The following is a 20,797-nucleotide window of genomic DNA, read 5'->3' on the forward strand; positions in this document are numbered from 1 at the left end:
TCCCGCGACAATCAATCCCCGTCGCGACATGTGTGGATCATCATCCCCGCGGAGACGGGGATTCAGTGACTCAGGTTGGAAAAGCCAAAGACGCTGGATTCCCGCCTTCGCGGGAATGACGAAATGAGATTTCCGGGCAGAACGAAATCACTCCGCCCACGCCTTCTTCTTCCTCTCGCCCTGTTCCTGCTTCGGCTCCACCAGTTTGAAGTCGATGCGCTTGTCCTCGACACTGGCCTTCATCACGATCACGCGCACCGGATCGCCGAGGCGGTAGCTGGTGCCCTTGCGTTCGCCTTTGAGCGATTTGCGCAGCGGATCGAAGTGGTAGTAGTCGTGCGGCAGCTGGGTCACGTGCACGAGGCCGTTGACCTTGGACTGCACCAGTTCGACGAACAGGCCAAACGAGGTCACGCCGCTGATCACACCGTCGAACTCGCTGCCGACGTGTTTCTCCATCCAGGCACTGCGATAGCGTTCATCGACTTCGCGCGAGGCCTCGTCGGCACGGCGCTCCTTCTCCGAACATTGCAGGCACAGCACCGCCATCTCGGCGCCGCTGTAACCGAAACCGTCCTCGCTGCCCTTGATCAGCGCGTGCTTGATCGAACGATGCAGCAGCAGATCGGGATAGCGGCGGATCGGCGAAGTGAAGTGGCCGTAGGCCTCGAGCGCCAAACCGAAATGCCCCTTGTTCTCCGTCGAATACACCGCCATCGACTGCGAACGCAGCAATACCGTTTCCAGCAGCGCCGCATCGGGGCGCTCGCGAATTTTCTTGAGCAGCGTGGTGAAATCCTTGGGCTGCACCTGGCCCCAGGGCGGCAGGCGCAGGCCGAATTCGGACAGGTATTCGAGCAGGTCGGCGTACTTCGATTCTGGCGGCCGGTCATGCACTCGGAACGGCGCCGGGATTTTCTTGCTGAGGATGAAGCGCGCCGCCTCGACATTGGCCGCGATCATGCATTCCTCGATCAGCTTGTGCGCGTCGTTACGCTCGAGCATTCCGGCCTGGATGACCTCGCCCTTGTCGTCGAGCACGAAACGCGTCTCGCCGGATTCGAACTCGATCGCGCCGCGCTTGCTGCGCGCTTTCTTCAGCACTTGGTAAAGCTGGTGCAGGCGCTCGATATCCGGCATCAGCGCACCGACGGTCGCCAGCGCTTCGGGATCCTTCTCGATCGCCTTCCAGACCTGGGTATAGGTCAGGCGCGCATGCGAATTCATCACCGCTTCGTAGAATTTCGAGGCGGTGACCTGGCCTTCGAAATCGATATGCATGTCGCAGACGAAGCACAGGCGATCGACTTTTGGCTTGAGCGAGCAGATACCGTTCGACAGCGTCTCCGGCAGCATCGGCACGACGAAACCCGGGAAATACACCGAGGTGCTGCGCAACACGGCTTCGTCGTCGAGCGCGGTGCCCGGATGCACGTAGTGCGAGACATCGGCGATCGCCACGATCAGGCGGAAACCGGTTTTTTCCACCGCGCAATACACCGCGTCGTCGAAATCCTTCGCGTCTTCGCCGTCGATGGTGACCAGATGGATCTTGCGCAGGTCGACACGGGCATTGGCGACATTGGCGGGCACGTCCAGCGCAACCGCTGCCGCCTCGGCCAGGGTTTCCTTGTTGAACTCGTGCGGCAGGTTGTGGCCGTGGATCGCCATCTCGACCACGCGCGAAGGCGTGAGCTTGTCGCCGAGCACGACCAGCACCTTGCCGATCGGCTGGCGACCGCGCTCGGGCGCGGTGGTGATTTCGCAGACGACCAACTGGCCTTCCTTCGCGCCATTGCGATCCTCGGTGGGAATCAGCAACTCGATCAGCACGCGGCGATCATCGGGAATGACTGTGCCGATGCCGGCGCGCTCGCTGTAACGGCCGACGATGCGCGTCATGCGCCGTTCGAGCACTTCGACGATCGCACCTTCGCGGCGGCCGCGATGATCGACGTTGGTCACGCTGGCCAGCGCGCGGTCGCCATGCATGACCTTGCGCATCTCGCCGGGCGGCAGGAAGAGATCGTCACCGCCTTTCTCGGGTTTGAGGAATCCGAAACCTTCCGGATTGGCGATCACCACGCCGGCGATCAGATCGAGCTGCTCGACCACCGCGAAACCGCCGCGGCGATTCATCAGCAACTGGCCATCGCGCAGCATCGCGTTCAGGCGCCGCGACAGCGCTTCGTAACGGTCATCGGCGGTGAGCTTGAGCGCGCGGGCGATTTCTTCGGCGGTCAGCGGCCCGGGAGCGTCGCCGAGGAACTGGATCAACGCCTCGCGGCTGATGATCGGCTGGGCATATTTTCCGGCCTCGCGATCGGCGTGCGGATCGGCCTGGCGTGGGCCGCGTGGTGCGGATTTCCCACCCGGTCCGCCCTTGAACTTGCCGCCAGCGCCGGCGCTGAAAGGACTCTTTGATGGAACCCTGGCCGGCCCCTTGGTCTTGCCCGGTCCCGAGGCTTTCTTGCCCGGCCCGCCTTTGGTCGGCTTGGCGGGTGCAGCGGAACGCGCGCTTTCGGGCATCCACGGGGGCAGGCGTTTGTCGCCGGCGGCGGGCTTGCGGGGAGGTTTTGTCATGGGCGAATGGTACACCGTGGCCCCGTTCGGCTCGGCTTTCCGGCGCGAAATCCAAGGAAATCATTGACAATTCCGCCCCTGGCCACTAACTTACGCGGCTCTTTCATTGCATTCGAAAGACTTGCCCTGGTGGCGGAATTGGTAGACGCACTAGTTTCAGGTACTAGCGGGTAAAACCGTGGAGGTTCGAGTCCTCTCCTGGGCACCAACATATAGTTTCGGGTTGTTGAACGACGACTTCGGGACCACGAAAAACCCGCCTGCCCGGCGGGTTTTTTGTTTTATCGACTCCGGAAATACGGAGCCGCAAACTCCTCGCATGAAATTGCACACGCCGTCGCGTGCGCAATTCAAAGGCGCGGCCGCTTACGCGTAAGGATCGCGCAGGATCATCGTCGACTCGCGACCCGGACCGGTGGAGACGATTGCCAGCGGGCAACCCACCAGCTCCTCGAGCGCACGCAGATACGCACGCGCGGCCGGCGGCAATTTTTCCCATTCGGTGATACCGGCGGTCGATTCATCCCAGCCCGGAAACTCCAGGTAGACCGGCTCGCATTCGTTCCAGCCGGCAGCGTCCAGCGGCGCGTATTCGGTGCGCTTGCCGCGATACTGGTAGGCGATGCACAGCTTGAGCGAGGGCATGCCGTCGAGGATGTCGAGCTTGGTGATGCATAGGCCGTTGATGCCGTTGATCGCCACCGCTCTTTTGAGAGCGACAATGTCGATCCAGCCGCAGCGGCGTGGACGACCGGTGGTGGCGCCAAACTCCGCGCCTTTCTGCCGGATCAACTCGCCGGTTTCGTCGGTGAGCTCAGTCGGGAACGGACCGCCGCCGACGCGCGTGGCATAGGCCTTGGCGATGCCGAGCACGTAGTCGATCGAATCGGCGCCGACGCCAGTGCCAGCGAGCGCGCCGCCGACCGTGGTGTTGCTCGACGTGACGTACGGATAGGTGCCGTGGTCGATGTCGAGCAGCGAGCCCTGCGCACCTTCGAACAACACGCGCTTGCCCTGTTTGCGCAGTTCGTGAAGGATGCCGGCGACGTCGCTGACCATCGGTTTGACGTAGCTGCCGAATTCCAGCGCTTCGTCGAGCGTCTTCTGGAAATCGACGGCTTCGACGCCGAGATATTTGGTGAGCACAAAGTTGTGGTAATCGAGCACGGTGCGCAGCTTTTCCGCGAGCTCGACCGGGTATTGCAGATCGGCGACGCGCACGCCGCGACGCGCGACCTTGTCTTCGTAGGCGGGGCCAATGCCACGTCCGGTGGTGCCGATCGCCGCGCCGCCGGCGGCTTTCTCGCGGGCCTGATCGAGGGCGATGTGGTAGGGCATGATCAGCGGCGTCGCCGGGCTGATCTTCAGGCGCGAACGCACGTCGACGCCGGTGGCTTCAAGTTCGCCGATTTCCTTCTTCAGCGCCGCCGGGCTCAGCACCACGCCGTTGCCAATCAGGCAGAGCGCGCCTTCGCGCAGGATGCCCGAGGGGATCAGGTGCAGCACGGTTTTCTTGCCGTTGATTACCAGTGTGTGACCGGCGTTGTGTCCGCCCTGGAAACGCACGACCGCGCCGATCCGCTCGGTCAGCAGGTCGACGATCTTGCCTTTGCCTTCATCGCCCCACTGCGCACCGAGAACTACGACTGACTGACCCATGGCTGCTGCTCCACACAAGAAGAAAACGGTTGGGGCGACGGGTGCTGTGCTGTAGGAGCGATGGCAATCGCGACAGGGCGTGCGGCGTTTCCGATCAACGCAATCAAGCGAATCCCGGGCCAGCCACTGTTGTGGCAAGCATGGTCGCGATTGCCATCGCTCCTACCACCCCACACAAATCCCGACCCACAGACGCAGAAAAAGCCGGAGGTCGCCCCGGCTTTGAGAAATTATACGCGCCATTGCCGGCCGGCTACAGACCTCGATCCACCCTAGCCGGCTCCGCCGCCACGCACGAGATAAAGGGCGACCAGGCCGACGATCACCATGCCCGCGCCGATCGCGCGCAGGCGTGGGCTGGGCTGGGACAGCAACTCGGCGACCGTGCGCTTCCAGGTATCGGGGGCGGCGAACAGCAGCAGCCCCTCGATCAGCACGACCAGGCACAGCGCGGCGAGCAGATCCGCCGGCAGCACGGTTTATTTCCCGTCGTTGCGGAAGTAGCGCAGGAACTCCGAATTCGGATCGAGCACCATCGTCGTCTTGCCGTCGGCCAGCGAGTTCCGATACGCCTCGAGGCTGCGGTAGAAAGCGTAGAACTCGGCGTCCTGGCCATAGGCCGCGGCACCGATCTCGGCGGCGCGCGCGTCGCCTTCGCCGCGCAGGTTCTGCGCATCGCGCTCGGCGTCGGCAAGGATCACCACGCGCTGGCGCTCGGCTTCGGCGCGGATGCCTTCGGCGGTCTGCGAACCTTCCGCCAGCAACTGGTTGGCGACCTGCTGGCGCTCGGTGCGCATGCGGTCGTAGACCGAGTCGAGGATCTGGCTGTCCTGCGGCAGGTTGATGCGCTTGATGCGCACATCCAGCACCTCGATGCCCAGGGTCGCGGCACCGATATTGACGTTTTTCAGCAGGCGGTTGGTGAGGTCGGTACGGCCGCTAGACACCACGGCCTGCAGCGCGAGCTGGTTGATCTCGTTGCGCAGGGCGTTCTTGACGATCGGCGTCAGGCGCTGCGTCGCCGCTTCTTCCGATCCGCCATTGGCGGCGCGATAGAAGGTGGTGACGTTGACGATCTTCCACTTGATGAAGAAGTCGACTTCGACGTCTTTCTTCTCCGCCGTCAGGTAACGCTCGGGCGCATCGTCGAGCGAGAGGATGCGGCGATCGAACTTGCGTACTTCCTCGACCAGCGGCCACTTGAAATGCAGGCCGGGCTGGAGATCGCTGCGCACGATCTTGCCGAGGTTGAGCACGATCGCGGTCTGCTCTTCGGAAACGATGAACACCGAACTCATCGCCAGAATCACGACGACGAGGGAAGCAATCAGGATGCCAGTGAGATGGCGCATGTCAGCGGCTCCCTTCGCGGCCGGTCGGGCGTTCGGGGCGGACATCGCCGGCGTTGTCGGCGCCGGGATCGGCGCTGACGGCTTTTACCGCGGGCAACTTGGTCACCGGCGGCGCGCTGCTGGCGCCTCCGGCGGCATTGATCGGCAGGTAGAGAATGTTGTTGTCGCGTCCGGCCAGCACCTTCGTATTGCTCGCCAGCACTGCCTGCATGGTTTCCAGGTACAGGCGCTTGCGCGTGACTTCCGGCGCCTTGCGGTATTGCGCAACCAACTGCTGGAAGCGACTGGCATCGCCTTCGGCCTTGGCGATGGTGGCGGCGCGATAGCCTTCCGATTCGGCCTTGATGCGCGCAGCTGCACCCAATGCTTCGGGCACGATCTTGCTGGCGTAGGCGCGCGATTCGTTGATGATGCTGTTCTTGTTTTCGCGGGCGCTGATCGCCTTGTCGAAGGCCGGCTTGACCTCTTCCGGCGGACGCGCGTCCTGCAGGTTGAACTGCGTGACTTTCAGGCCGGTCTTGTAGCGGTCCAGCGAATCCTGCAGATGCTGGCGCGCGCTGACGATCAACTGGTCACGCTCAAACAGCACCGTGTCCATGGTGTTGTTGCCGACCGCTTCGCGCACCGCGCTTTCGGCGGCATTGCGCAGGGTTTCGCTGCCCTGCCGGCGCTCGCCGTTGAGTACCTCGTCATCGCGAAAGCCGTACAGGAACAGGCGTGGATCGCGGACCTGGTATTGCGCGTTGAGCTTGATGTCGACGATGTTCTCGTCCTTGGTCAACACGCGCACGGTGTCTTCCAGGGTTTCGATCTTGGTCGCATCGATGATCTCGGCGGTCTCGATCGGCCACGGCCATTTGAAGTTCGCGCCCGGCGTCATCACGCGGTTGAAAGCGCCGAAGCGCAGCACCACACCGCGCTGGCGCTCGTCGATCAGCTTGAAGCTGTTGAACAGCACCAGCAGCATCAGCAGCGGAACAAGCCAGACCAGCACGCCGCCACCGGAACCGCCGCCACCGAAAAAATCCCGGATGCGGGCGAAAATGGCGTCCATGTCGTTGCCCGAGCCTTTACCGCGCCAGGGGTCTTGGTTGCCCTTACCGGGCTGATTCCAGGCCATGCTTGCTCCGAGGCGAGGCGCGCGGCGCGCTCGCGTTAGTCGTTGTCCAGATTGTAGGTAGGGGCGATGGGGGTCACAAGCAAGGGGGCAAGCAGATGTCCGCCCGCTTCCGTGGCCAGGCGCTCGGCCGTGGCCAGGGGCATGTCGATCTGCAGCAGCCAGCCATGCTCGTCCATGCTCTCGTCGGTGATCGCACCCAAGGCATGCAGGCGTGAACGCAGCCGCCCCTGATCCGCACTCAGACGCAACTCGGCCAGCAGGCGGCGATCGCTGAAGCGCGCCTTCAATGCGGCCTTCAACAAATCGAGACCGGCGCCGCTGCGTGCCGACAACCAGACGCGTTCGCGACCGGTAGCCAGCGGATCGTGTCGCGGCTGACTGTCTTCGATGCGGTCGATCTTGTTGTAAACGAGGATCTGCGGAATCTCGCCAGCGCCGATTTCTTCCAGCACCTCGTCGACCTGGCGGATGCGCTCGTCGCGCAACTCGTCGGCGGCGTCGACCACGTGCAACAACAGATCCGCTTCGCGCGCTTCCGACAGCGTCGAGCGGAACGCCGCGACCAGTTCGTGCGGCAGGTCGCGCACGAAGCCCACCGTATCCGACAACACCAGCGACGAACCCGGGCCTTCCATGCGTCGCACGGTCGGGTCGAGCGTGGCGAACAATTTGTCCGCCGCGTAAACCTCGGAACCGGTCAGCGCATTGAACAGCGTGGACTTGCCGGCGTTGGTGTAACCGACCAGAGCGACGCGCGGAATCGCGTTGCGCACGCGTGCGCGACGCATCTGCACGCGCTGCACTTCGACCTTGTCGAGACGCGCTTCGAGTTGGTCGCGACGCTTCTGCAGCAGCCGACGATCGGTTTCCAGATGCGTTTCGCCAGGGCCACGCAGACCGATGGAACCGCCGCGCTGGCTGTCCAGACGTGCCGCCGAGCCCTGGATCAGGCGCGCGGAAAGATGTTTGAGCTGCGCGAGTTCGACCTGCAGCTTGCCCTCATGCGAGGCCGCGCGCTGCGCGAAGATGTCGAGGATCAAGCCAGTGCGGTCAACCACGCGGCGGCCGAGCGCCTTGGCGAGATTACGTTCCTGGCCTGGACTCAGCGTGTGGTTGAACAGCACGACGTCGGCATCGACGGCGTCACAGGCAGCCAGCACTTCCTCGACCTTGCCGCTGCCGATGTAGGTCGAGGAATTGGGCCGCTCGATGCGCGCAGTGATGGTCGCGACCACGACCGCGCCAGCCGAGCGTGCCAGTTCGGTGAATTCCTCGATGAGTGCCGGATCCTGCGCACCCACCGGATACGGCTGGATCAGCAGCGCTTTCTCACCCTCGCGGGTGCGCTCGGTGACGGTCAATGATTACTCGTCACTCGGGTCGCTGGAATCGTCATCGCCGCCGGCCGATGCCACGGTGCCGCCGCCGGGACCGACGCGGACGTTGCGCGCCGGCACGACGGTGGAAATGGCGTGCTTGTAGACCATCTGGCTGACCGTGTTGCGCAGCAGGACCACGAACTGGTCGAAACTCTCGATCGTGCCCTGCAGCTTGATGCCGTTGACCAGATAGATGGCGACCGGCACGCGCTCGCGGCGCAGGGCATTGAGGAAGGGATCTTGCAGGGATTGACCTTTCGACATAAGGACTCCGTTCTTGTTTTTATTGCGCGCCAGGTGGGTGCGATATGCGGCCAAGGGTCCGGGCCGCCAAACTTGCCCGGCCACTCTACACGGCCGCGTGGCTAGCGGCGAGTGACGAATTGCACAAGCGCGCGCTCGAGTCCGGCGCGCTGCGTCGACGGATCGAACCAGCGGGCATCGTGCTCGCCGCGCAGCCAGGTCAGCTGCCGCTTGGCGAGTTGCCGGGTTGCGGCGACAGCCTGTTCGCGGAAGGTCGCGGCATCGATCTCACCGGCCAGGTGCGACCAGGCCTGCCGATACCCGACGGCGCGGATCGCCGGCAGATCCGGATGCAGCCGCGGATCGCCCCTGAGCGCGCGAACTTCATCGAGAAAACCGGCTGCGAGCATCGCGTCGAAACGGCGCGCGATGCGCTCGTGCAGCACCGTTCGATCTTCCGGTGCGAGCACGAGCTTGAGCACACGGAACGGAAACGGCCGGCGCTGCGACGCCTGCTGCCAGTGACTGATCGGCACGCCGCTGAGCCGATGGACTTCAAGCGCGCGGGTGATGCGCTGCGGATCGTTGGCGTGAATGCGAAGCGCTGCGGCAGCGTCGACTTGCGCAAGTTCCGCGTGCAGCGCCAGCCAGCCGCGCTCGCCGGCTTCGCGTTCGATCTGCGCACGCACATCGGCGTCGGCCTCGGGCATCGCCGACAGGCCTTCGAGCAGCGCGCGGAAATACAGGCCGGTGCCGCCGACCAGCAAGGGCACACGATCCTGCGCGGCGAGTTTCTGCATCGCCGTCAGCGCGTCGGCGGCGAAATCGGCCGCGGAATAAATTTCATGCGGCGCGCGGATGTCGATCAGATGATGCGGCGCCAGCGCCAGTTCATCGGCATTCGGTTTGGCCGCGCCGATATCCAGGCCGCGATAGACCAGTGCCGAATCGACACTGATCACTTCGCTGCCCAGGCGCTGCGCCCAATCCACCGCCAACGCGGTTTTCCCCGAGGCCGTCGGCCCCATCAAGGCGATCGCGAGCGGACGTTGGTCGTGCATCGATCAGTGCGCGTTGCGCAGGTCGTCGTGGACCGCGTCGAAAATCGCTTGCGTCTGCGGCGACGGCGGCGCATCGAACAGGCTGGCCACAACGATGGCCGCGCTCGCCAGCAGCACGCCCGGAATCATTTCGTACAGACCGGTATCGAGTTGTTTCCAGACGATCACCGTGACCGCGCCAACCACGATGCCGGCCAACGCGCCGTTGCGGGTGATGCGTTTCCAAAGCAGCGAAAACAGCACGACCGGCCCGAACGCCGCACCGAAACCGGCCCAGGCATAACTCACCAGGCCAAGCACGCGACTGTCGGGGTTTTCCGCCATCCAGATCGCCAATACGGCAATGAGCAATACCGCGAGGCGACCGATCCAGACCAGTTCGCGCTGACCAGCACTGGGGCGCAGGAAGCCCTTGTAGAAATCCTCGGTGAGCGCACTCGAACACACCAGCAGCTGACAGCTCAGCGTGCTCATGATCGCCGCGAGAATCGCCGAAAGCAGGATGCCGGCGATCCATGGATTGAACAGCAGCGTCGCCAGCGCGATGAACACGCGCTCGGGATTGCCGGCCATCCGCGCCTGCTGATCGCCGTGCGCGGAAAAATACGCGATGCCGAAAAAACCCACCGCGATCGCGCCAGCCAGGCACAGCACCATCCAGGTCATGCCGATGCGTCGCGCCGCCGGAATCGTGCGCGGCGATTCCGCCGCCATGAAGCGCGCGAGGATATGCGGCTGGCCGAAGTAGCCCAGGCCCCAACCCATCGAGGAAATCACCGCCAGCCAACCACCGGCGCCGATCCAGTGCAGGCGCTGCGGATCGACCTGCGCAATCAGCACCAGGCTGTGATCGAAGCCGCCGCTGACCTTGATCACCACCAGCGGCGTCAGCACCAGCGCGAAAATCATCAGGCTCGCCTGCACCGTATCGGTCCAGCTCACCGCAAGAAATCCGCCAACCAGCGTGTACAGGATCGTCGCCGCCGCGCCCCACCACAGCGCCTGCGCGTACGGAACATCGAATACGCTCTCGAACAGGCGCGCGCCGGCGACGATGCCTGAAGCGCAATAGACGGCGAAGAACACCAGGATCACCAACGCGGAAATCACCCGCAGCAGGCGACTGCGATCATCGAAACGATGCGTGAAGTAATCGGGCAGCGTCAGCGCGTTGTTGCAGCGCTCGGTGTACAGCCGCAGCGGCGCCGCGACATAGCGCCAGTTGCACCAGGCGCCGATCACCAGGCCGATGGCGATCCAGGTTTCCGACAGGCCCGCGGCGTATAGCGCGCCCGGCAAACCCAGCAGCAACCAGCCACTCATGTCCGACGCGCCGGCCGACATCGCCGTGACAAAACTGCCCAGCGAGCGACCGCCGAGAATGTAATCGTCGAAGCTGCGCGTGTTGTACCAGGCGGCAAAACCAATCCCGACCATGCCAAGGATGTAGATAGCGAAGGTGATGTGCAGCGGCGACAGGTTCATGGTGCGGCGATCTCCCCGGAGCGATGCCGAAGCTTAATGCAGGCATCGTCCCCGGTGTGCCCGATGGCGGGAATCGTCGCGATCGCGGAGGTGCCGGCGGGCAACTCCGACCTCAGTCCTCATCGGGCCATTTCGGTTGCGTCGGCTTCGACGACTTCATCGCCGCCGCCGGCAGCGCCGCCACCGCCTGCCAGACCGCGAGCGCATCGCGGGTCGCGGCGACGTCATGCACGCGCAGGATCATTGCGCCGTTCTGCGCAGCAATCAGCGCCGCCGCGACGGAGCCGACCATGCGCTCGGGCAACTCGCGGCCGGTGAGCTTCCCGATCATGCCCTTGCGCGACAAGCCGGCGAGCACCGGCACACCCAGTTCGGTGAAGCGGCGCAGATGTGCGAGCAGTTGCAAGTTGTGCTCGAGATCCTTGCCGAAACCGAAACCCGGATCGATCACGAGATTCTTTTTCGCGATGCCGGCCATTTCGCAGGCGAACAGGCGCTGTGCGAGGAAGCCGTGCACCTGCGCAACGACGTCGTCGTACTGCGGCGCATCCTGCATGTCTCCGGGCTCGCCCTGCATGTGCATCAGGCAAACCGGCACGGCGAGCGCAGCGACGACATCGAGCGCGCCATCACGACGCAGCGCGCGGACGTCGTTGATCATGCCGGCGCCGGCAGTCACTGCCGCGCGCATCACTTCCGGTTTCGAGGTGTCGATGGAGATCGGCAGTGTCGTCTGTTTCGCGAGACGTTCGATCACCGGGATCACCCGCTGCAATTCCTCGTCGATGGAAATTTCCTGCGCGCCCGGCCGCGTCGATTCGCCGCCGATGTCGAGGATGTCCGCGCCCTCTTCCGCCAGCTTCAGCGCATGCGCGACGGCGGCATCGACGATTGCGTGCGCGCCGCCGTCGGAAAACGAATCCGGCGTGACGTTGACGATAGCCATGAGGCGCGGATGATCGAGGCGCAGCTTGCGGCCGGCGCAATCGAGGCTGGGCGTGGTGTCGAACATGTCGCTGCCATCCAATGAAAAAGGCCAGAGCGGACTCTGGCCTTTCCGTTTCTTCCCGGCAAGCCGATCAGACCTGCGGCGCAGGACCACCCAGGGTGCCGGCGGCAGGGCCGATGTCGTCCTTCGACGTGCGACCGGACTTGGCCCAGTCGGCGGGCGGACCCGGGCGACGGCCTTCCATGATCGCGTCGATCTGCGTGGCATCGATGGTTTCGTAGGCGAGCAGCGCCTCGGCCATGATGTGCAGCTTGTCGAGGTTGTCGCGCAGGATTTCCGTGGTGCGGGTGTAGGCGCGATTGAGGATCGCACGCACCACTTCATCGATCTTGCGCGCGGTGTCGTCGGAGACGTTCTTGGTCTGCGTCACCGAACGGCCCAGGAATACTTCGTCTTCCTCGTCGCTGTAGGCGATCGGCCCCATCTCGTCGGACAGGCCCCATTTGGTGACCATGTTGCGTGCCATCTTGGTAGCGCGCTCGATGTCGTTGGAAGCGCCGGTGGTGACCTTGTCGGCGCCGAAGATCAGCTCCTCGGCAACGCGGCCGCCGTAGAGCGAGCACAGCCGGCTCTCGATGTTTTCCTTGTTGTAGCTGTAGCGATCGCCCTCAGGCAGGTACATGGTGACGCCGAGCGCGCGGCCGCGCGGAATGATCGTGACCTTGTAGACCGGATCGTGGTCGGGAACGATACGGCCGACGATGGCGTGACCGGCTTCGTGATAGGCGGTGTTGCGTTTTTCGTCCTCGCTCATCGCCATCGAACGACGCTCGGCGCCCATCATGATCTTGTCGCGTGCCTTGTCGAAGTGCTCCATGCGCACATCCTTGGCGTTCTCGCGTGCGGCGAACAACGCCGCCTCGTTGACGAGATTGGCCAGATCCGCACCGCTGAAACCAGGCGTACCGCGGGCGATGGTCATCGGCTCCACGTCCTTGTCCAGCGGCACCTTGCGCATGTGCACGCGAAGAATTTGTTCGCGGCCTTTCACGTCAGGAAGATTGACCACGACCTGGCGGTCGAAACGGCCCGGACGCAACAGCGCGGGGTCGAGCACATCGGGACGATTGGTCGCAGCGATGATGATCACGCCTTCGCCGCCTTCGAAACCATCCATCTCGACCAGCAACTGGTTGAGCGTCTGTTCGCGTTCGTCGTGACCACCGCCGAGACCGGCGCCGCGATGACGGCCGACCGCGTCGATTTCGTCGATGAAGATGATGCAGGGTGCGTGCTTCTTGGCCTGCTCGAACATGTCGCGGACACGGCTGGCGCCGACGCCGACAAACATCTCGACAAAATCCGAACCCGAGATCGAGAAGAACGGCACGCGTGCTTCGCCAGCGATGGCGCGTGCGAGCAGGGTCTTGCCGGTACCGGGCGAGCCGACCATCAGCACGCCGCGCGGAATGCGGCCGCCGAGCTTCTGGAACTTGCCGGGGTCGCGCAGGAATTCGACGAGCTCGCCGACCTCCTCCTTGGCTTCATCGCAGCCGGCGACATCGGCGAAGGTGACCTTGACCTCGTTCTCGCCCTGCAACTTGGCGCGGGATTTGCCGAAGGTCATCGCACCCTTGCTGCCGCCCTGCTGCATCTGCCGGAAGATGAAGAAGCCGAAACCAATCAGCAGCACGTAAGGCATGAAGGTGAACAGGATCTGCCACACCGACGGAGAGGTGTCGGGCTTGTCCTGGACGATCTCGACCTTGTGGTTGACCAGCACGTTGACCAGGTCGCGGTCGTAGGGGCCAAAGGACACGCCCTTCTTGCCGTCCTTGGTCTCGAAATTGAGTGCGGTCACGCCGCCGGGGGCGGCTTCGTTGAATTCGACTTTCTTGATGTTGTCGGAGGTGACCTGGCTGAGGAAGGCCGAATACGTGGTCTCGCTCGAATCCGCAGAAAACGGCGGCGAGAACGCGCGGAACGCGGTCATGAGCACCAGCACTACGGCCAGCGTCACCAGAAGATTCTTGACCAGGTCGTTCATCGTTTCCTTCCTTTCTCAGCGCTTGCCGGTGGCCAACGCATAAACTTCGTTCGAGCGGCGACGCGAGGCCGCCGGCTTGCGGATGACCAGCTTGGTGTAGCGGCGCCTCAGATCGAGTATGTAGGCGTCGAAACCTTCGCCCTGGAACAACTTGATCAGGAAACTGCCGCCCGCCTTGAGGTGGGCATCGGCGAAATCGCGGGCCAGTTCGGACAGGTACATCGCCCGGGCCTGGTCCACGGTATCCACCCCGGACATATTGGGGGCCATGTCGGAAAGGACAAGGTCGACCGGCGCGCTCCCCAGCAAGGCTTCCAGCTGGGACAGTGCTTCCGGTTCTCTGAAATCGCCGTGAATGAATTCGACGCCGGCGATCGATGGCATGTCGAGGATGTCCATCGCGACCACGCGGCCACGATCGCCAAGGTCACGCCGCACCACCTGCGACCAGCCGCCAGGCGCGGCACCGAGATCGACCACGGTCATGCCGGGCTTGAGCAGGCGCGCGCGCTCGATCAGTTCCTCGAGCTTGTACGCGGCCCGGGAGCGCATGCCCTCGGCCTGCGCCTTTTTCACGAAGGGATCGGCGAAGTGTTCCTTGAGCCAGCGTTGGCTACTCTTGCTGCGGGCGGCCATGGACGAAAGGGAACCGGCGGAATGGGGGGCCATGATACCCTTTCGGCCCGCTGATACCCGGTCCAAACGTCATGTCCACCGCTCTCACCAACGCCCAGAAGCGCTATCTGCGCGGCCTCGCACACGACCTCAAGCCGGTCATCTTGCTGGGCGCGAAAGGCGTGACGCCGGCGCTGATCGCCGAGCTCGACCTCGCACTGGAGCAGCACGAATTGATCAAGGCCAAGGTGCCGGCGGAAGATCGCGAGACCCGCGATGCCTGGATCGCCGACATCTGCGAACAGTCCGGCGCCGCACTGGTCAACCGCATCGGCCACACCGCCGTGCTTTATCGCCGCAGCAAGAACAAGCCGCTGGTCATCCTGCCCAAGGCCTGAGCAGCGATGCAGCTGACCCTGGAAAATCCGGACTTCCGGTATTCCCTGCGCGGCGTCAGCGCTGAAGGCGTACTCGTCAACGATCGTCGCCTCGCGCGCAGTTTCATCCTTGCGCCCAACACCCTGATCGAAGACTGGCGGCCGCGTGCGATCTCCGAGTTGTCGCCCGAAGACATCGAGCCCCTGCTGGCGCTCAATCCGACCGTGGTGCTGCTCGGCAGTGGCGCGAGTCTGGTTTTCCCGACGCCAGCGGTGATGGCCGCCTGCCTCACCCGCGGCATCGGCATCGAAGTCATGGACAACGCCGCCGCCGCACGCACCTTCAATGTGCTGGCGACCGAAGCGCGGAAAGTGGTGGCGGGGTTCCTGCTGTAGATCCACTGTCGCTGCGATACGGCGGCAGACGCCTGCCTGCCGGGGCGCCCGATCGGCTAAACTCCCGCTGTTTGCCCACGCCGGAGCCGCCATGACCGACACGCCCCTGAAATACCGCCGCGTCCTGCTCAAGCTTTCCGGCGAAGCCCTGATGGGACGCGAGGACTACGGCATCGACCCGGTGGTGATCCGCGGCATGGCCAAGGACATCATCGAGGCGCAGAAAGCCGGCGCGCAGATCGGCCTGGTGATCGGCGGCGGCAACATCTTCCGCGGCGCTGGCCTCGCCGAAAGCGGCATGGACCGGGTCACCGGCGACCACATGGGCATGCTCGCAACGGTGATCAACGCGCTGGCGATGGCCGATGCGATCGAGAAACAGGGCACGTACGCGCGGGTGATGAGCGCGATCAAGATCAACGAAGTCTGCGAGGACTACATCCGCCGCCGCGCCGTCCGCCATCTGGAAAAAGGCCGCATCGCGATCTTCGCCGCCGGCACCGGCAACCCGTTCTTCACCACCGATTCCGCCGCCGCGCTGCGCGCCACCGAGATCGGCGCCGAACTGCTGCTCAAGGCAACCAAGGTCGATGGCATCTACGATGCCGACCCGAAAAAATTCCCGAACGCCAAGCGTTACGACGAACTCAGCTACGACGACGTGATCCAGCGCAACCTGCAGGTGATGGACACCTCGGCGTTCGCGCTGTGCCGCGACAACTCCATCCCGCTGCGCATCTACGACATGATGCAGCCCGGCGCGCTGATGCGGATCCTGCGCGGCGAGCCGCTGGGCACATTGGTCCACGCCAAGGCCTGAGCCGCGGCCGCCCCCTATAATCGAACCACGACAAGAATTTGCGCGGAGCCCGCGATGATCAACGACATCAAGAAAGACACCCAGACCCGCATGATCAAGTGCGTGGATACCTTCAAGAACGACATGAGCAAACTGCGCACCGGTCGCGCCACCACCGCCATCGTCGACCACCTGAAGGTAAACTATTACGGTTCCGACATGCCGCTGTCGCAGGTCGCGACGGTGTCGGTCACCGACGCGCGCACGCTGACGATCACACCCTGGGAAAAGCCGATGGTGGCGGCGGTCGAGAAAGCCATCCTGGTCTCCGACCTGGGCCTGACCCCGAACACGTCCGGCCAGGTAATCCGCATCAATCTGCCGCCGCTCACCGAAGAGCGCCGCAAGGACCTGATCAAGCACGTGCACGCCGAGGCCGAGAACGCCAAGATCGCCATCCGCAATGTCCGCCGCGATGCCATCCAGCACATCAAGGAATTGCTCAAGGACAAGAAGGCGACCGAGGACGAAACTCGTCGCGGCGAAGAAGACATCCAGAAGCTCACCGACAAGTTCGTCAAGGACACCGACGACGCGGTGAAGACCAAGGAGCAGGAATTGCTGGCGGTCTGAGCCTGGTCGCCGCATGAATATTTCCGCACGCAAGCCGCGCCATCTCGCCGTCATAATGGACGGCAACGGCCGCTGGGCCGAGCGCCGCAACCGTCCGCGCACGCTCGGCCATCGCGCCGGCGCACGCGCCGTGCAGGTCTGCCTGGAGTTCTGCCTCAAAGAAGGCATCGAGGCACTGACGCTGTTCGCCTTCTCCAGCGAAAACTGGCAACGCCCGGCGCCGGAAGTCGGCGCGCTGATGAAGCTGTTCCTGCGCATGCTCGATCACGAAGTCGAGGAGTTGCACCGGCGCGGCGCCCGCCTCGTCTTCATCGGCGAACGCGGCGATTTTTCTCCGATCATCCAGCAGAAAATGCTCGCCGCGGAAGCGCTGACCGCGAACAACCGCGCGCTGACGCTGAACATCGCCGCCGGCTACGGTGGGCGTGCGGATATCGTCAGTGCAGCGCGCGCGCTCGCCGAGGATGTCGCCGCCGGCCGCCTGCTGCCGGCACAGATCGACGAAGCCGCGCTTGCCGCACGCCTGTCGCTGGCTGGACAACCCGAGCCGGACCTGTTCATCCGCACTGGCGGCGATCTGCGCATCAGCAATTTCCTGCTCTGGCAGTTGGCCTATACCGAATTGTGGTTCACCGAAACCCTGTGGCCGGACCTCGATGAAACCACCCTGCGTCAGGCGGTCGACGATTTCGTCAGCCGCGAACGCCGTTTCGGCCTGACCAGCGCGCAAGTACGTCCCGGAGACAGTGCATGAGCCGTCGCACCCGCGTCATCGCCGCGGCCGTGATGGCACCTGTCGCCATCGCCGCTGTGCTCTTTTTACCCACGCCGTATCTTGCCGGGCTGCTCGCGGCGTTGCTGATGCTGGGCTTGTGGGAGTGGACGCTGCTCGCCGGGGTTCGGGAGCGGCTTTCGCGAGTGAGTTATCTCGCGGCGAATGCGTTGCTGATGGCGGCATTGGTCTGGGGAAGCGGCCATGGCGGTTTGTTCACGCTGAAACTGGCCAGCCTGGTCGGCGCGATCTGGTGGCTGTTCGCGCTGCTGTGGCTGGCGCGTTTCGATTTCGCCGCTGCCGATACCGCAATGGCGCGCGTGATCAAACTGCTGGCCGGCAGCTTCAGCGTGATCCCGGCGTGGGCCGCGATCTGCTGGCTGCACGCGTCACAACCTTATGGCCCGGGCTGGGCGCTGTTCGCGATCTCGATCGCCTGGGCGGCCGATTCCGGCGCCTATTTCGTCGGCGTGCGCTTCGGCAAACGCAAGCTCGCGCCGCGCATCAGCCCCGGAAAAAGCTGGGAAGGCCTGATCGGCGGTTTGATCAGCGCCATCCTCTTGGCGCTGGCCGTGACGCCGTTGTTCGGCCTGCCCTGGTCCTCGGCGCCCGGCCTGGTGTTGCTGACCGTGGTGACCGCGCTGATCTCGGTCGCCGGCGATCTTTTCGAAAGCCTGCTCAAGCGTCACGCCGGCATCAAGGATTCGAGCAACCTGATTCCCGGCCACGGCGGCCTGCTCGACCGCGTCGACAGCCTGCTCGCCGCCCTGCCGGTGTTCGTGGTCGGCAAGATGCTGTGGCTGGGTCATTGACCATCGACAAGCGCCGCATCGCTCTGCTGGGCGCGACCGGCTCGATCGGCAGCTCGGCGCTGGACGTGATCGCGCGGCATCCGGAACGTTTCGAAGTCGCGGCGCTGTCGGCGCATTCGCGCGTCGATGAATTGCTCGAGCTTTGCGCGCGTTTCCGCCCGGAAACAGCGGTCGTCGCCGATGAAGAAAAATACGGCGCGCTGCGCGATGGCCTCGCCGCACGCGGGCTGGCCACGCGCGCACTCGCGGGTGCCGACGCGCTCGATGAAATCGCCGGCGATGAGCGCAGCGATACCGTGCTCGCCGCGATCGTCGGCGCCGCCGGTGTGTCGTCGACACTGGCGGCGGCGCGCGCCGGCAAACGCCTCCTGTTGGCCAACAAGGAATCGGTGGTGCTTGCCGGCGCGGTGCTGATGCGCACCGCCGCCGAGCACGGCGCGCGCATCCTGCCGATCGACAGCGAACACAACGCGATTTACCAATGCCTGCCCGCCGACGGCAGCCGTGGCGGCGTACGGCGACTGCTGCTGACGGCGTCGGGCGGCCCGTTCCGCGGCCGCTCGCGCGCGTCGCTGGCCGACATCACCCCCGACCAGGCCTGCGCGCATCCGAACTGGGTGATGGGCCGCAAGATTTCAGTCGATTCCGCGACACTGATGAACAAGGGCCTCGAGGTGATCGAGGCGCACCATTTGTTCGGCCTCGCGCCGGAATGCATTGAAGTGGTCGTGCATCCGCAAAGCGTGATCCATTCGCTGGTCGATTACGTCGACGGCTCGGTGCTCGCGCAGCTGGGCAACCCCGACATGCGCACTGCGCTTGCCTACGGCCTGGCCTGGCCCGAGCGCATCGATTCCGGCGTCGCGCCGCTGGATCTGACCGCGCTGGCGCGTTTCGATTTCGCCGCGCCCGACCTGCAGGCCTTTCCCTGCCTCGCCCTCGCCTATGAAGCACTGCGCACTGGCGGCACTGCGCCGGCGATTCTCAATGCCGCCAATGAAGTCGCCGTCGCGGCGTTTCTCGCCGGCCAACTGCCCTTCCTCGGGATTTCCGCGCTGATCGAGTCCACACTCGCAGCGATGAGCCCGGAACCCGCCGACGATCTGGCTGTCCTAATCGCCTGTGATGGCCAGGCACGCCGCCAAGCCACGGAACTGTTGGGCAGGATGGTCAGGCAATGAACGGTTTCTTCGGCGGCCTGTGGTGGTTCATCGTGACGCTTGGCGTCCTGGTCACCTTCCACGAATTCGGTCACTACTGGGTAGCGCGGCGCTGCGGCGTCAAGGTGCTGCGCTTTTCCGTCGGCTTCGGTCGCGCGCTGTGGTCACGCGTCGCCAAGGACGGCACGCAATACCAGATCGCGATGATCCCGCTCGGCGGCTACGTGAAAATGCTCGACGAGCGCGAGGACGAGGTGCCGGCCGCGGAACGTCATGCCGCCTTCAATCGTCAGCCCGTGCTCAAGCGCATCGCGATCGTGTTGGCCGGACCGGCCGCCAACCTGCTGATGTGCGTCGCGCTGATGTGGGGCGCCTACATGATCGGCCTTCCGGATCTGGCGCCCGTGATCGGGAAGACCACCGGACTGGCGCAAGAGGCCGGACTGCGCGATGGCGATCGCATCCTGCAGGTCGGCGACCAGGTGACGGAAAACTGGAGCGAGGCGAGCATGCCGCTGGGGCTGGCTGCCATCGATCGCGAACCGATCACCCTGAGGGTCCGCGACGCGGCCGGCAACGAGCAGAGCCGGCAACTGCCGCTCGACCGGCTGCCGAAAGACTTCGACCAGACCAATATGCTGGTCGCGATGGGCCTGATCCCGCTGGTGACCCAGGACCGGGCGATCGTCGGCCTGGTTGCCGATGGCGCCGCCGCCCGCGGCATCCTGCAACCGGGCGACGAACTGATCACCCTCAACGACCGCCCGATCAGCGGCTTCAGCGCGATCGGCCCGATGCTGCAAAAGGCTTCGCCACAGGGCCAGCCAGTGCGCTTGGTCTACCGCCGCGGGCAAACGGTTTCCCAGGCGGTGATCGCCCCCCGACTGGGCAACAGCCAGGGGAAGGCGGTCTGGCAGTTGGGTATAGGCGCGCAATTCGACCTGGTCGTCCAGCACTACGGGCCGATCCCGGCGCTGGCCAAGGCGATCGCGCAAACCGGCAAGCAGACGCGGGAAACCTTCGGTTTCCTGGGTCGCCTGATCACCGGCAGGGCCTCAACCAGGAACCTTTCCGGGGCCATAGGCATCGCCCAGGCGGCCCATGCCGAGGCCGACAGTGGCCTCGCTCCGCTGATTTTCTTCATGGCCAGCCTGTCGCTGACCCTGTGCATCATCAACCTTCTACCCATCCCGGTCTTGGATGGGGGGCACCTGCTGTATTACCTTATCGAACTTGTTTCGGGCCGCCCGGTCAGTGAAAGCGTCATGATTACGGGCCAGTTCGCCGGTCTGGCGGTTCTGGCCGGATTGATCATCCTGGCCAACTTCAACGATCTACTCCGAATTTTCTGACCT

The 20,797-nt window shown here is 64.5% G+C and carries 20 protein-coding genes and 1 tRNA gene; 9 read left to right on the forward strand and 12 right to left on the reverse strand.

What is annotated here, in order from left to right:
- Nucleotides 1–147 precede the first annotated feature (147 nt).
- Entirely contained in the window at nt 148–2,583 is a 2,436-nt protein-coding gene (rnr, locus tag VKM35_RS08070; RefSeq protein ID WP_324320207.1) for a ribonuclease R, read from the reverse strand.
- 123 nt (nt 2,584–2,706) lie between these two features.
- On the opposite strand from rnr, the gene VKM35_RS08075 reads away from it, so the two are divergent.
- A tRNA-Leu gene (locus VKM35_RS08075) sits at nt 2,707–2,791 on the forward strand.
- A gap of 158 nt (nt 2,792–2,949) precedes the next feature.
- Here VKM35_RS08075 and VKM35_RS08080 read toward each other — a convergent pair.
- The 11 genes from VKM35_RS08080 to rlmE form a co-directional block, all read right to left on the reverse strand.
- Nucleotides 2,950–4,242, reverse strand: coding sequence for an adenylosuccinate synthase (locus VKM35_RS08080; protein WP_324320209.1), 1,293 nt, complete (start codon nt 4,240–4,242; stop codon nt 2,950–2,952).
- A gap of 272 nt (nt 4,243–4,514) precedes the next feature.
- A complete protein-coding gene (locus VKM35_RS08085; RefSeq protein WP_324320211.1) occupies nt 4,515–4,718 on the reverse strand; it encodes a DUF2065 domain-containing protein in 204 nt (67 codons plus the stop codon).
- A gap of 3 nt (nt 4,719–4,721) precedes the next feature.
- Nucleotides 4,722–5,594 carry a protease modulator HflC gene (gene hflC, locus VKM35_RS08090; protein ID WP_324320213.1) on the reverse strand — a complete coding sequence of 291 codons (873 nt, stop codon included), beginning with the start codon at nt 5,592–5,594 and terminating at the stop codon, nt 4,722–4,724.
- 1 nt (nt 5,595) lies between these two features.
- Complete coding sequence (gene hflK, locus VKM35_RS08095; protein ID WP_324320215.1) at nt 5,596–6,714, reverse strand: FtsH protease activity modulator HflK; 1,119 nt, start codon at nt 6,712–6,714, stop codon at nt 5,596–5,598.
- A 35-nt stretch (nt 6,715–6,749) separates the two neighbouring features.
- A complete protein-coding gene (gene hflX, locus VKM35_RS08100; RefSeq protein ID WP_324320217.1) occupies nt 6,750–8,075 on the reverse strand; it encodes a ribosome rescue GTPase HflX in 1,326 nt (441 codons plus the stop codon).
- A 3-nt stretch (nt 8,076–8,078) separates the two neighbouring features.
- The gene (hfq, locus tag VKM35_RS08105; RefSeq protein WP_324320219.1) at nt 8,079–8,357 is read right to left on the reverse strand and encodes an RNA chaperone Hfq; all 279 of its coding nucleotides are present in this window, start codon (nt 8,355–8,357) and stop codon (nt 8,079–8,081) included.
- A gap of 101 nt (nt 8,358–8,458) precedes the next feature.
- The gene (gene miaA / locus VKM35_RS08110; RefSeq protein WP_324320221.1) at nt 8,459–9,397 is read right to left on the reverse strand and encodes a tRNA (adenosine(37)-N6)-dimethylallyltransferase MiaA; all 939 of its coding nucleotides are present in this window, start codon (nt 9,395–9,397) and stop codon (nt 8,459–8,461) included.
- Between the two features lie 3 nt (nt 9,398–9,400).
- Nucleotides 9,401–10,882, reverse strand: coding sequence for a sodium/proline symporter PutP (gene putP / locus VKM35_RS08115; RefSeq protein WP_324320223.1), 1,482 nt, complete (start codon nt 10,880–10,882; stop codon nt 9,401–9,403).
- 112 nt (nt 10,883–10,994) lie between these two features.
- Nucleotides 10,995–11,894, reverse strand: a complete 900-nt coding sequence (folP, locus tag VKM35_RS08120) for a dihydropteroate synthase (RefSeq protein ID WP_324320225.1) — start codon at nt 11,892–11,894, stop codon at nt 10,995–10,997.
- 67 nt (nt 11,895–11,961) lie between these two features.
- Nucleotides 11,962–13,878 (reverse strand): ATP-dependent zinc metalloprotease FtsH, encoded by a 1,917-nt coding sequence (gene ftsH, locus VKM35_RS08125; RefSeq protein WP_324320227.1) that lies wholly within the window; start codon nt 13,876–13,878, stop codon nt 11,962–11,964.
- Nucleotides 13,879–13,893: 15 nt separating this feature from the next.
- The gene (gene rlmE, locus VKM35_RS08130; protein ID WP_324320229.1) at nt 13,894–14,514 is read right to left on the reverse strand and encodes a 23S rRNA (uridine(2552)-2'-O)-methyltransferase RlmE; all 621 of its coding nucleotides are present in this window, start codon (nt 14,512–14,514) and stop codon (nt 13,894–13,896) included.
- 71 nt (nt 14,515–14,585) lie between these two features.
- On the opposite strand from rlmE, the gene yhbY reads away from it, so the two are divergent.
- The 8 genes from yhbY to rseP all read left to right on the forward strand — a co-directional run bounded on the left by yhbY (nt 14,586) and on the right by rseP (nt 20,794).
- Nucleotides 14,586–14,891: a ribosome assembly RNA-binding protein YhbY gene (gene yhbY / locus VKM35_RS08135; protein WP_324320231.1), complete on the forward strand. Its 306-nt coding sequence runs from the start codon at nt 14,586–14,588 to the stop codon at nt 14,889–14,891.
- A 6-nt stretch (nt 14,892–14,897) separates the two neighbouring features.
- Nucleotides 14,898–15,266: an Mth938-like domain-containing protein gene (locus VKM35_RS08140; protein WP_324320233.1), complete on the forward strand. Its 369-nt coding sequence runs from the start codon at nt 14,898–14,900 to the stop codon at nt 15,264–15,266.
- Nucleotides 15,267–15,357: 91 nt separating this feature from the next.
- Nucleotides 15,358–16,086: a UMP kinase gene (pyrH, locus tag VKM35_RS08145; protein WP_324320235.1), complete on the forward strand. Its 729-nt coding sequence runs from the start codon at nt 15,358–15,360 to the stop codon at nt 16,084–16,086.
- 54 nt (nt 16,087–16,140) lie between these two features.
- Nucleotides 16,141–16,698, forward strand: coding sequence for a ribosome recycling factor (frr, locus tag VKM35_RS08150; protein ID WP_324320237.1), 558 nt, complete (start codon nt 16,141–16,143; stop codon nt 16,696–16,698).
- A gap of 13 nt (nt 16,699–16,711) precedes the next feature.
- Nucleotides 16,712–17,452, forward strand: a complete 741-nt coding sequence (uppS, locus tag VKM35_RS08155; RefSeq protein WP_324320239.1) for a polyprenyl diphosphate synthase — start codon at nt 16,712–16,714, stop codon at nt 17,450–17,452.
- The gene (locus VKM35_RS08160) at nt 17,449–18,282 is read left to right on the forward strand and encodes a phosphatidate cytidylyltransferase (protein WP_324320241.1); all 834 of its coding nucleotides are present in this window, start codon (nt 17,449–17,451) and stop codon (nt 18,280–18,282) included. The genes uppS and VKM35_RS08160 overlap by 4 nt, the downstream gene beginning before the upstream one ends.
- Entirely contained in the window at nt 18,267–19,463 is a 1,197-nt protein-coding gene (locus VKM35_RS08165; protein ID WP_414636596.1) for a 1-deoxy-D-xylulose-5-phosphate reductoisomerase, read from the forward strand. Before VKM35_RS08160 ends, VKM35_RS08165 begins: the two co-directional genes overlap by 16 nt.
- Nucleotides 19,460–20,794: an RIP metalloprotease RseP gene (gene rseP / locus VKM35_RS08170; protein WP_324320243.1), complete on the forward strand. Its 1,335-nt coding sequence runs from the start codon at nt 19,460–19,462 to the stop codon at nt 20,792–20,794. The genes VKM35_RS08165 and rseP overlap by 4 nt, the downstream gene beginning before the upstream one ends.
- Nucleotides 20,795–20,797 lie beyond the last annotated feature (3 nt).

Origin of the sequence: Arenimonas sp., assembly GCF_035312645.1 — a bacterium.
GTDB lineage: Bacteria > Pseudomonadota > Gammaproteobacteria > Xanthomonadales > Xanthomonadaceae > Arenimonas.

Bases quoted from the DNA above. Each gene is read 5' to 3' on its own strand.
- rnr (WP_324320207.1), bottom strand. From the start codon at position 2,583: ATGACAAAACCTCCCCGCAAGCCCGCCGCCGGCGACAAACGCCTGCCC.
- VKM35_RS08080 (WP_324320209.1), bottom strand. From the start codon at position 4,242: ATGGGTCAGTCAGTCGTAGTTCTCGGTGCGCAGTGGGGCGATGAAGGC.
- hflC (WP_324320213.1), bottom strand. From the start codon at position 5,594: ATGCGCCATCTCACTGGCATCCTGATTGCTTCCCTCGTCGTCGTGATT.
- hflK (WP_324320215.1), bottom strand. From the start codon at position 6,714: ATGGCCTGGAATCAGCCCGGTAAGGGCAACCAAGACCCCTGGCGCGGT.
- hfq (WP_324320219.1), bottom strand. From the start codon at position 8,357: ATGTCGAAAGGTCAATCCCTGCAAGATCCCTTCCTCAATGCCCTGCGC.
- miaA (WP_324320221.1), bottom strand. From the start codon at position 9,397: ATGCACGACCAACGTCCGCTCGCGATCGCCTTGATGGGGCCGACGGCC.
- putP (WP_324320223.1), bottom strand. From the start codon at position 10,882: ATGAACCTGTCGCCGCTGCACATCACCTTCGCTATCTACATCCTTGGC.
- folP (WP_324320225.1), bottom strand. From the start codon at position 11,894: ATGTTCGACACCACGCCCAGCCTCGATTGCGCCGGCCGCAAGCTGCGC.
- ftsH (WP_324320227.1), bottom strand. From the start codon at position 13,878: ATGAACGACCTGGTCAAGAATCTTCTGGTGACGCTGGCCGTAGTGCTG.
- rlmE (WP_324320229.1), bottom strand. From the start codon at position 14,514: ATGGCCGCCCGCAGCAAGAGTAGCCAACGCTGGCTCAAGGAACACTTC.
- yhbY (WP_324320231.1), top strand. From the start codon at position 14,586: ATGTCCACCGCTCTCACCAACGCCCAGAAGCGCTATCTGCGCGGCCTC.
- VKM35_RS08140 (WP_324320233.1), top strand. From the start codon at position 14,898: ATGCAGCTGACCCTGGAAAATCCGGACTTCCGGTATTCCCTGCGCGGC.
- pyrH (WP_324320235.1), top strand. From the start codon at position 15,358: ATGACCGACACGCCCCTGAAATACCGCCGCGTCCTGCTCAAGCTTTCC.
- frr (WP_324320237.1), top strand. From the start codon at position 16,141: ATGATCAACGACATCAAGAAAGACACCCAGACCCGCATGATCAAGTGC.
- uppS (WP_324320239.1), top strand. From the start codon at position 16,712: ATGAATATTTCCGCACGCAAGCCGCGCCATCTCGCCGTCATAATGGAC.
- VKM35_RS08160 (WP_324320241.1), top strand. From the start codon at position 17,449: ATGAGCCGTCGCACCCGCGTCATCGCCGCGGCCGTGATGGCACCTGTC.
- rseP (WP_324320243.1), top strand. From the start codon at position 19,460: ATGAACGGTTTCTTCGGCGGCCTGTGGTGGTTCATCGTGACGCTTGGC.